This is a genomic window from Actinoplanes sp. NPDC024001 (assembly GCF_040638955.1).
In the GTDB taxonomy this organism is placed as follows: domain Bacteria; phylum Actinomycetota; class Actinomycetes; order Mycobacteriales; family Micromonosporaceae; genus Actinoplanes.
Genome location: NZ_JBEZZB010000248.1, coordinates 1 through 10,620, shown reverse-complemented (window position 1 = coordinate 10,620; position 10,620 = coordinate 1). Strand labels below are relative to the sequence as shown.

Here is a 10,620-nt window from a genome sequence, read left to right as displayed (position 1 = left end):
CCCCGCCGGCCTTCACGGCCTGCGGGGCGTTGCGCTCAGCGGTGGTCAGCGCTGGTCGAGCGGCACGAAGTCGCGGACCGGCGCGCCGGTGTAGATCTGCCGCGGGCGACCGATCTTGTTGGCCGGGTCGGTCATCATCTCGCGGTACTGCGCGATCCAGCCGGGGAGCCGGCCGATCGCGAAGAGAACCGTGAACATCTTCGTCGGGAAACCCATGGCCTTGTAGATCAGGCCGGTGTAGAAGTCGACGTTCGGGTACAGCTTGCGGGAGATGAAGTAGTCGTCGGAGAGGGCGATCTCCTCGAGCTGGAATGCGATCTCCAGCAGCGGGTCGGGCGTGTCGAGCGTGGAGAGAACCTCCTGCGCGGCCTTCTTCACGATCGCGGCACGCGGGTCGTAATTCTTGTAGACCCGGTGGCCGAAGCCCATGAGCTTGACGCCCTTTTCCTTGTTCTTCACCCGGGTGACGAACGCGTTGACGTCTCCGCCGTCCTTGCGGATCTGCTCGAGCATCTCGAGCACCGCCGCGTTGGCGCCGCCGTGCAGCGGGCCGGAGAGGGCGTTGATGCCGGCCGAGACCGAGGCGAACAGGTTCGCCTGGGCGGAGCCGACCAGCCGCACCGACGACGTGGAGCAGTTCTGCTCGTGGTCGGCGTGCAGGATGAACAGCATGTCGAGGATCTTCGCGACCTTGGGGTCGACGTTGTACTGAACCGTCGGCAGGCCGAAGGTCAGGCGAAGGAAGTTCTCGACATAATCCAGCGAGTTGTCCGGGTACGGCAGCGGGTGGCCGATCGACTTCTTGTAGGCGTACGCCGCAATCGTCGGAAGTTTCGCCATCAGGCGGATTGCGGAGATATCAACCTGCTCCTCGTCGAGCGGGTCGAGCGCGTCCTGATAGAAGGTCGAAAGCGCGGTCACCGCCGAGGAGAGCACCGCCATCGGGTGCGCGTCCCGCGGGAAACCGGAGAAGAACGTGCGCATCTCCTCCTGCAGCAGCGTGTGCACACGGATCTTGTCCGCGAAGTCGCGCAGCTGGGCGGCGGTCGGCAGTTCGCCGTTCATCAACAGGTACGAGACCTCGAGGAACGTCGACTTCTCCGCCAGCTGCTCGATCGGGTATCCCCGGTAGCGGAGGATGCCCTGGTCACCGTCGATGTAGGTGATCGCGGACGTGGTCGACGCCGTGTTCACGAACCCCTGGTCGAGGGTGACGAAGCCGGTCTCCTTCAGCAGAGCACTGACGTCGATGCCGCCCGGCCCGTCGACGGCCTTGCGGACCGCCATCGACAATTGGCCACCGGGGTGGTCGAGCTTGACATCCGTCATGTATTTCCCTCACTTCACCGGCAGATGTCCCAAAGATTTTGCCGTTCACCGTAAACCCTCAACCTGAATGGGTCATCAGGTGGCTGGCTGTTGAGGCATTGGTCACCAGTACGTATGGACCGTTGCGCCATAGACAATGGTCGGTATATTGCGACACGGTTACGGGAGCGGAGGTCGAACCGATGCAGATCCCGACTCAGGGACCCGTCGTGGTGGGCGTGGACGGGTCCACGGCCAGCGCGGCCGCCATCCGGCTGGCCGCGCGGGAGGCCCTCTCCCGTGGGCGTTCGTTGCACGTCGTTCACGCTTTCACCTGGCCCGATCCGCGGCCGGGAGCCGGTGGCACCGACTACGCCCCGGCGCGCCGGGCCGCCTCGCGCGTCGTCGGTGAGGCGGTCGCCATCGCCCAGCGTTCCACACCCGGCGTCGACGCGCGTGGTCAACTCGTGGATGGACCGCCCGGGCGCGTGCTGTTGCGATTCAGCCGGGGCGCCGTCCTGCTCGTGGTCGGCGGCGACGCCCTGGCCGCCAACGGCCGGCTGCCGGCCGGGTCCCCGCTGCTGGAGGTGGTGTCGCAGGCGTGGTGCCCGGTCGCGGTGACGCGCGGCCCGCGCCCGCCGGCCGGCCCGGTGCTGGCCGCCCTGGACGGCTCGGCCTACTCGGTGCTGGCACTGCGCTTCGCGGCCGAGGAGGCGCAACGCCGCGGCAGCCCGCTGCACGTGACGCACGTGGTGCGCGAGGGTGGGCGGGACGCCGAGGCCACGGGCGCCCGGCTGCTCGACGAGGCTCTGGCCGCGATGCCGGAGCTCGCCACCGTACGCCGCGGGGTTCTGATCGGGGCGCCGGCCGAGACGCTGGTGCGGGCCTCGCGCCGGGTGGGGTTGATCGTGCTCGGGCCGCGCGGCGCGCGGGCCGGCGGCCGGCTGGGCAGCGTGGCCGGCGAGGTGTTGCGCCGGGCCACCGTGCCGGCGGTTTTCGTGCACGGACCACGGATGCCGGCGCGCCGGGTGCCGGCGCCGCCGGGACGGCCCTCGAAGATCCTTCGCGGCTGAGCAGTTCGCTCAAGTCACGATCGCGGAGTGCCCGGATTGCTACCGTTGGTCCCGACATAGGTCTTCGGGCAAACGGGAGGAATGCCCGGTGCTATCCCTTCTCCCGCCCGCGGTCGCCCGGCGGCTCTGGCAATTGATGGCCGTGGGTGGCGTACTCGCCACGGCGCTGTACACGTTCTTCTCGTCGTCGGCCGTCGCGCCGGTCTCGTTCGTCGTGCTCGGCGTGGCCGTGATCGCGGCCTGCTTCGGCGGTCCCCGCCGCTGGGGCGCCGAGCCGCCCGCCGCCTGGCTGCTGATCGGGGCCGCGGCGCTGTTCTTCCTGATCGGTGTGCTGATCCGGCCCACCGTCACCGAGCAGCCCATGCCCTGGCCGCTGCTCGCCGACGTCGCCAGCTTCAGCGGCTACATGCTGCTCGCCGTCTTCATCTCGATCCTGCTGCGCAAGCGGGAGAGCCTCGACCGGCACGCCGTCATCGACGGGCTGATCGTGGGCCTGGCCGGCGGCCTGACCAGCACCGTGCTGCTGGCCATGCCGGCCGCCGCGGTGCCCGGCCGGCCGGCCCTGCTCTCGATCATCCAGGGCACCTATCCGCTGCTCGACGTCGTGGTGCTGCTGCTGGTGGTGAACCTGACGTTCACCGCGAAGAGCTGGCCGGTCAGCCTGATCGCCCTGATCGCCATGATGACGCTGATGCTCGTCGGCGACGCCGCGTACGCGATCGTCGGCATCGACGGGCAGATCTACGCCTCGCCACTGCTCAACGTGCCGTTCCTGCTCGCCTACACAGCCCTCGGCGTCGCCGCCCTGCACCCGTCCGTGGTGGAGATGAGCCGGGCCGCCAAGCCGCCGGCGCAGGCCTGGTCCTGGCCGCGCCTGGTGCTGCTCGCCCCGGCCCTGGCGATGCCGTTCGTGCTGCTGCTGACCAACCACACGCGCGTCGAATCGGCACGGGTGCTGATCGCCGGCACCGGCGCGGTTATCGTCGCGCTGCTGCTGTTCCGGGCCACCTTCGCGGTGCAGGCGCAGGTCGCCGCCCAGCTGCGCTCCGAGCACCAGGCCACCCACGACCCGCTGACCTCGCTGCCCAACCGGGTCTCGATGTCCGCCGAGATCGAGCGCCTGGTAACCATCGCCGAGACGGAGAACCACGACCGGGTCTGGGTCTACATGCTCGACCTGGACGGCTTCAAGTGGGTGAACGACTCGTGGGGCCACGACACCGGCGACCAACTGGTGATCGAGGTCGGCCGGCGGCTGCGCGCCGCGGTGCCGAAGAGCATCCCGGTGGCCCGGGTCGGCGGGGACGAGTTCCTGCTCGCCTTCATCGGCGAGAAGGGCGAGGCCCTGCGGCTGGTCGACGACATCCGCGGCTGCTTCGCCCGGCCCTTCCCGGTACGCGACACCGAGGTCGTGATCACCTCGTCGATCGGCATCTCGCACGCCGAGGGTGACCCGGCGCGGGCCGCGGTGACCGCCGAGGCGCTGATGCGCGACGCCGACACCGCCATGTACCGGGCCAAGGACGAGGGCCCGGGCCGCTCCACCATCTTCGACACCTCGATGCACGCGCAGGTCCGCGAGCGCATCGAGCTGGAGGTGGCGCTGCGGGCCGCGCTCGCCGACGACCAGCTGCACGTGGCGTACCAGCCGATCGTGCGGCTGGAGACCGGCCAGCCGGTCGGCGCCGAGGCGCTGGTCCGCTGGGTCCACCCGGAACGCGGGCCGATCCCGCCGATGACCTTCATCCCGATCGCCGAGGACGCCGGCCTGATCGGCAGCATCGGCACCTGGGTCCGCAAGGAGGCGCTGCGCCAGCTCGGCGTGTGGCGCTCCGAGGGCGTCGTCGGCGACGACTTCTACCTGTCCATCAACGTCTCGCCGCGCCAGCTCAGCGACCCCGAGCTGCCGCTGATCGTCTCCGGCGAGATGCTGCGCTACGGCGTGCCGCCGCAGTGTGTCGCCCTGGAGATGACCGAGTCGGTGATGGTGGACGGCTCCAGCGTCACCTCGCGGGTCCTGTTCGAACTGCGCGAGCTGGGGGTGAAGCTGCTCGTCGACGACTTCGGCACCGGCTTCTCCGCGCTCGGCTACCTGCGGCGGTTCCCGGTCACCGGGGTCAAGATCGACCGCTCGTTCGTGACCGGCCTCGGGGTGAACGTCGAGGACGACGAGATCGTCCGCGCCGTGGTCGCGATGAGTCACGCGCTCGGGCTCAGCGTGATCGCCGAGGGCGTCGAGACCCCGCTGCAACGCGAGGCCCTCTACGCGGTCGGTGTCGTCAACGGCCAGGGCTGGCTGTGGGGCGCGGCCGTGCCGGCCGGCGAGTTCGCGCACCGGTGGCGGCAGACCGCGATCATGCCGGCGCCGGCCGCCCCGGCGATCGCGGCGGGCCTGTCGGGACGGCACCGCCGCCCCGACTGAGGCCCTCCGGTCACTCCGGGTCGCGCAGGTGGGCGCGCCGCTCGTCCATCCCGGGCCGCCGCTCCCGGAAACCGGTGCGCCGCTCGTCGCGAACCGGCACGTGCGGGGGCGGGAACTCGTACATCCAGAAGGACTGGGCGTCCAGCCGGGTCGGCTGCGCCCGGCCCGCCGCCCGGCTCAGGATCATGGCGATCATGCGGGGCAGGGCGTGCCGCTCCTCGTTGTAGGAGCAGATGTCCACGAAGACCCGGCCGTTGACCTCGCCGATCGGCGCGTACATCGCGCGCAGCAGGGCGACGAAGACGCCGGCGCCGCGGGCGCTCTTGCGGGAGCCCACGAAGGTCACGTAGAAGAGCCGGCGCTGCGCGAACAGCTCCGGCCAGTGGTACTCGAAGTAGTCCGGCGAGATCAGCGGCACCGACTCCAGATCGGTGGTCTGCACGCCCATCCCGACCAGCTGGCCCTCGGCGTCCAGCGCCAGGTACTTGTCCGCCCGCTTGTCGGCCATCAGCGCGTCGAACTCGTCGCGGTACATCAGATGCCGGTTCGCCGCCATGTAGCGCAACTCGTCGAAGGTGTCCCGGTACCAGTCCCAGGCCTCGTCCATCATCTCCGCCGGAAGTTCCGGCATTACTTCCACTCGCATCGTCGCCCCCGTGCACATTGCGTCTCCCGACAAACCTGTCAGGAGCACTGGTGCCGCGAGGGCAACTCCGGCATTATTCGCTCGCGGGGATCCTTGGGTAGGCCACGTCACAGCCGATGGAGGGGCGATGACAGCGCTGATCGGAGCCGAGGCCGGCATCCTCTGGATGGTGGCGCTGCTCCTGACGCTCGCCGGCGGTCTGGGAGCCGCCCTGCTCGCCGCGACCCGCCGCCGGTAGAACTGCGCGCCGGCCCGCCCTTTGCGGCAGGCTGTGCTGATGCGCTTCGCCACATGGAACGTCAACTCGGTCAAGGCCCGGCTGCCCCGTCTGCTCGACTGGCTCGCCGCGACGTCACCGGACGTCGTCTTGCTGCAGGAGACCAAGGTCGCCGAGGACGCGTTCCCGGCCGGTGAGGTCGCCGATCTCGGTTACCAGACCGCGGCGTACGGCCAGGGCCGCTGGAACGGCGTCGCCGTGCTCTCCCGGATCGGCCTCGACGACGTCCGCCGCGGCTTCGACGGCCAGCCCGGCTACCCCGACCAGGAGGCCCGTGCGATCAGCGCGCGCTGCGGCGGCATCCGGTTCATGTCGGTGTACGTGCCGAACGGCCGCACCCCGGACGACCCGCACTACACCTACAAGCTGGCCTGGCTCGGCGCGCTGCGGACCGCGCTGATCCCCGACCTGGCCGCCGGTCCGCTCGTGGTGGCCGGCGACTACAACGTGGCGCCGACCGACGAGGACGTCTGGGACCCGGCCCTGTTCGTCAACTCCACCCACGTCACCCCACCGGAGCGTGCCGCCCTCGCTGCTATCCGTGACATCGGCCTGCGGGACGTGCCGGCCCGGCCGCTCAAGGGCGACCGGCCCTTCACCTATTGGGATTACCGGGCCGGAATGTTCCACCAGAACAAGGGCATGCGGATCGACCTGGTCTACGCGAGCGCCGAGGTGGCCGCCCGGGTCACGGATGCCGTGGTGGATCGCGAGGCCCGCAAGGGGAAAGGGCCCTCCGACCACGCTCCCATCGTGGTCGACCTGCGGGACTGAATCGGCGGGAACCCCGGCGCGGGATGCCCGGTACGCGGGAGGACCCCGTAGGCTGGGGTCGATCCTGAACGCTGAGCGGTCATTGAAATCGGCGGGGAGAGACGGGAGGCGACCATGACAGCGCGTACGCCGGCGAGGGCCGGCGAGCCGCTGGCGCCTACGGTTCCGGACGCATTCGCACCGGACCTGCTCCGAGCCGCGTTCGAAGCCGCGACCGAGGCCATGCTGCTCTGCGCGGCCGGTGAGCACACCGTGTTGCTGGCCAACGAGGAAGCCCGGCGGCTGGTGCCGGGGCTGCACGCCGGGCAGGACCTGCACGCCATGCCGCTGCCGGCCCTGAGCCAGGCCACCACCGACGGCTCCGACTCGTTCCGCTGCGAATACCAGGGTCGCTGCGTCTACGGGATGCGGCGTGAGCTGGACGACGGGCACTACGCCTGGTTCCTGCGCGATCACACCGAGGAGAGCGAGCGCGAGGCGGCACTCGAGGTCGAGCGATCGCGGACGGCGTTCCTCGCCGAGGCGGGGCGGCGGCTGTCGGCCTCGCTCCATGTGCGGCGCTGTGCCCGTACGACTGTGGAGCTGGCGGTGGCGCAGCTGGCCGACGCCGCCGTGGTGGTCCTGCCGCCGAGCCGGCGCAACAGCGCCTGGACCCGCCTGGTCCCGGACCGCGCCCCCGAGGAGGGCACGCTCCGGGAGGACCTGCTCACCGACGTGCCCGGCCTGGTGGAGGCGCTCGGCGGCTTCCCGCCCATCCCGAGCCGCTGGCTGGACGCGTCGCAGATCCCCGGCTGGCTCTTCCCGGCCGACCTCGGCCCGATCGGCGCGCTGCTGGTCACTCCCCTGCCGGGCAACGCCGAACCGGCCGGCGCCCTGATCCTGGCCCGGCGCGGCGCGAACGCCACGTTCTCCCCGGAGGACGAGCTGCTGGCCCGCGTCTTCGCGGCCCGGGCCGGCGCCGCCATCTCGGCCGCGATGCTCTACCGCGAGCAGGTGGACACCACCGCGGTGCTCCAGGCCGACCTGCTGCCGCCGACCCTGCCCGAGCCGGACGGGTTCGAGCTGACCGGCTCCTACCAGGCCGCTCGCGAGGCGCTGCGGATCGGCGGCGACTTCTACGACGTGTTCGGCCCGGCCGGCGACAGCACCGACACCGTGATCGCCCTCGGCGACGTCTGCGGCACCGGTCCCGAAGCGGCCGTGCTGACCGGCAAGGTCCGCCAGACCCTGCGCGCCCTGCGCCTGGTGCAGGCCGGGCCGGAAGCCATGCTGAGGGTGCTCAACGAGGCGCTGCTGCAGTCCAGCCGCCAGCACCGGTTCGTGACCATGGTGGTCGGCTCGATCAAGCGGGCCGAGCACGGCCGGGTCCGGCTGGAACTCGCCACCGGCGGGCATCCCGCGCCGCTGGTGCTGCGCAACGACGGCACCGTCGAGGAGGTGCCGACCAGCGGGACGCTGATCGGCGTGATGCGGCGCACCGTGGTCCACCCGGCCGAGATCGAGCTCGCCCCCGGCGAGCTGTGCCTGCTCTACAGCGACGGCCTCACCGAGGCACGCGGCGGCCCCACCGGCGTCGAACAGTACGGCGAGGCGCGCCTGCGGGCGGCGCTGCGCGAGTGCCAGGGCATGCCCGGCGTGGCGACCGTGGAACGGATCCGCCAGCTGGTCTCCGACTGGGTCAACGGCGGCAACAAGGACGACATCGCCATGCTGGCGGTGCGCGCGCCGGCCCGCCCGCCGCTGAGCCTGCGCGGCGGCGGCGTCCCCAACGCCTCACCCTTCGTGGTCGCTGCCCGTGGCGGTGACCGGCGGACCAGGGCCCGCTCATGAGCGCGCCGGCGCACCCGCTGCCGCTGCACGACCCCCGGCTCGCCGACCATTACCTGAGCCTCATCGGCGACGGCGACGAACGGGGCGCGATCGAGGTGGCCACCACCCTGCTCGACGACGGGACGGCACCGCAACGAGTCATCGTCGACCTGATCGGGCGCAGCCAGGGCCGGGTCGGCGAACTCTGGGCGGCGAACGAGTGGTCGGTCGCCCGGGAGCACGCGGCCACCGCGGTGAACGAGCGGGTGCTGGCCGTGGTGGCGGCCCGCACCACCACCCGGCCGCATCGCGGCCGGATCACCCTGGCCTGCGTGGACGGCGAATGGCACGGGCTGCCCGCCCGGATGCTCGCCGAGCTGCTGCACCTCGACGGGTGGCGGGTCGACTTCCTCGGCGCCAGCGTGCCCGGCCGGCACCTGATCACCCACCTGCACCAGACCGGTCCGGACGCGGTCGCGCTGAGCTGCATGATCCCGACCCGGTTGCCGCGGGCCCACGCCGCGATCACGGCGTGCCGGGCGGCGGGGGTGCCGGTCATCGCCGGTGGGCGCGGCTTCGGCCCGGGCGGCCGGTACGCCGAGCGCCTCGGCGCCGACGCGTGGGCGGCCACGGGCGAGGAGGCGGTGACCCGGCTGGCTGAGGACTGGCCCCCGCCGTACGTGTCGGACGTGCCGTTCATCGACGCCGACAGCTTCCTCGGCGACGAGGAGTACACCCACCTGGTCCGCTCCCGCCCGCAGCTGATCTCGACCGCGATGAGCCGGCTGCCGGCCGCCTATCCGGTGGCTCACCACTACGACCACAGCCAGCTGGAAGCGACCGCCGAGGACCTGGGCCACATCGCGGACTTCCTGGCGGCGGCCCTCTACGTCGGCGAGGAGCAGATCTTCACCGACTTCGTCGACTGGACCGACGCGGTGCTGACCGCTCGCGGGGTGCCCACGGCCGCGCTGCGAGCGGGGCTGCGGTTGATCCGTGACCAGCTCGTCGACTTCCCGGCGGCGATCGCCATGCTGGACACGACGCTGACGAAATAAATGGGTGGCGGCGGGATCCGGGGACGGACTACCGTTGCCGCCATGCTGTGATGGTCACCCCGGTCCGCCCCTGCCGCCGCCCCGATCCGATCGGGCCCGCGCAGGTGGCGCGTCGTTCGAAGTCTGCCCATGGCCGACCGACGCCGGGTGCCGTCGCGCTCTTGCTTGATCTTTCGCGCTCTCGGCATACCCCCTTTCGTGTTCGGCCTTCGTCGCGCATTCCCGCAATCGAAGAAGCCGCCAGGAGGTTGTTTTGCCTGCCAAGCGTTTCGCTGTGAACCTGAACCTCGACGAGATCACCCGCAACGACATCGCCGCCGCCCTGCAGGGTGGCAGCTCCGCCGCACAGCGCCCGGCCACGGAAGGCGCCGCCCATCACGGCGCACGCGACGGCCGGCAGGCGGCCCGCGAACGGTCGGGCCGCGCCCGGTCGGGCCGGGCGGCGGGGGCTGCGGGAGGCCGCAGCTATGCGTTCCGGCGCAGCTGATCGGTGTTGCGGATGCCCCGGCGTCCCCCTCGGGACGCCGGGGCATCCTGCTCTTCCGGCCGGGCTGGACAGCTTCCGGGCAGCGCCCGCCGGCAGAGCTGGAGCCGGATACTCAGCCGAGCTGGGCGTACACGTCGTCGATCTGGCCGTGGTACATGTCGGCGTTGCGGGCGAAGTTCGGCCCGCCCACCCGCATCGGCAGGTTGTTGTCCACCGCCATCGTCGCGGGCACCGTGACCCGCTGCCCGGCCACCCCGTCGACCGACACCGTCAGCACGGTGCCGGAGCGCTCGCACACGATGCGGTGCCAGTTTCCGTCGATCACCGGGCGTGCTGACAGCGCCGTGAAGGTCTGGCCGCTGCCGCGGGCGACCATCACACACTGTGCCCGGCCGGTCGGGCCGCCGATCTGGAGTTTCCACTGGCTGTCAGCGGTGGCGACACCCTTCTGCAGGACGTTCGCCGAGCCGGTCAGGTGGGCGCGGGTGAGCCGTACGGTCGCGGCCCACCGGAAGTTGCGGGTGCCGGGATCGAGGTCGGCGTCGTCGGGCGCCTCCATGATCGCTTTGGCGCAGGTGGCCGCGGTGGCCGCGCACGGCGCCGGGAAGGCGGCGAAGCGGCCGGCGCCCATCGCCGGGAAGGCGATGGCGCCGTTGTCGGCGCCGCGGATCGTGAGGGCGCTGCCGCGCCCGGAGAGTTCGGAGATCCGGCCGGCGACGGCGCCGCCGTCGAAGTTGTACCGGGCGACCAGAGCGGGCGCCGGCAC

General features: G+C 71.6%; 9 protein-coding genes. 6 read left to right on the top strand and 3 right to left on the bottom strand.

All coding sequences use genetic code 11. The annotated features are described in order from the left end of the window. Positions 1-45: 45 nt before the first annotated feature. Entirely contained in the window at positions 46-1,329 is a 1,284-nt protein-coding gene (locus AB0F81_RS47835) for a citrate synthase (RefSeq protein ID WP_360210511.1), read from the bottom strand. 182 nt (positions 1,330-1,511) lie between these two features. Between AB0F81_RS47835 and AB0F81_RS47830 the strand changes: the two genes are divergently transcribed. Continuing rightward, entirely contained in the window at positions 1,512-2,381 is an 870-nt protein-coding gene (locus tag AB0F81_RS47830) for a universal stress protein (RefSeq protein ID WP_360210509.1), read from the top strand. Between the two features lie 88 nt (positions 2,382-2,469). After that, a complete protein-coding gene (locus tag AB0F81_RS47825; protein WP_360210507.1) occupies positions 2,470-4,803 on the top strand; it encodes an EAL domain-containing protein in 2,334 nt (777 codons plus the stop codon). Positions 4,804-4,813: 10 nt separating this feature from the next. Here AB0F81_RS47825 and AB0F81_RS47820 read toward each other — a convergent pair whose 3' ends face one another. Continuing rightward, the gene (locus tag AB0F81_RS47820; protein WP_360210505.1) at positions 4,814-5,449 is read right to left on the bottom strand and encodes a hypothetical protein; all 636 of its coding nucleotides are present in this window, start codon (positions 5,447-5,449) and stop codon (positions 4,814-4,816) included. A 277-nt stretch (positions 5,450-5,726) separates the two neighbouring features. On the opposite strand from AB0F81_RS47820, the gene AB0F81_RS47815 reads away from it, so the two are divergent. From AB0F81_RS47815 to AB0F81_RS47800, 4 genes are all read left to right on the top strand, one after another. Continuing rightward, positions 5,727-6,500, top strand: a complete 774-nt coding sequence (locus tag AB0F81_RS47815) for an exodeoxyribonuclease III (RefSeq protein WP_360210503.1) — start codon at positions 5,727-5,729, stop codon at positions 6,498-6,500. A 114-nt stretch (positions 6,501-6,614) separates the two neighbouring features. Further along, positions 6,615-8,330, top strand: a complete 1,716-nt coding sequence (locus AB0F81_RS47810) for a PP2C family protein-serine/threonine phosphatase (RefSeq protein WP_360210501.1) — start codon at positions 6,615-6,617, stop codon at positions 8,328-8,330. Then, entirely contained in the window at positions 8,327-9,367 is a 1,041-nt protein-coding gene (locus tag AB0F81_RS47805; protein WP_360210499.1) for a cobalamin-dependent protein, read from the top strand. Before AB0F81_RS47810 ends, AB0F81_RS47805 begins: the two co-directional genes overlap by 4 nt. A gap of 274 nt (positions 9,368-9,641) precedes the next feature. Then, positions 9,642-9,854, top strand: coding sequence for a hypothetical protein (locus tag AB0F81_RS47800; RefSeq protein WP_360210497.1), 213 nt, complete (start codon positions 9,642-9,644; stop codon positions 9,852-9,854). 112 nt (positions 9,855-9,966) lie between these two features. Here AB0F81_RS47800 and AB0F81_RS47795 read toward each other — a convergent pair. Next, positions 9,967-10,620 (bottom strand): LamG-like jellyroll fold domain-containing protein (locus tag AB0F81_RS47795; RefSeq protein WP_360210495.1); only part of this gene is annotated, 654 nt, incomplete at its 5' end.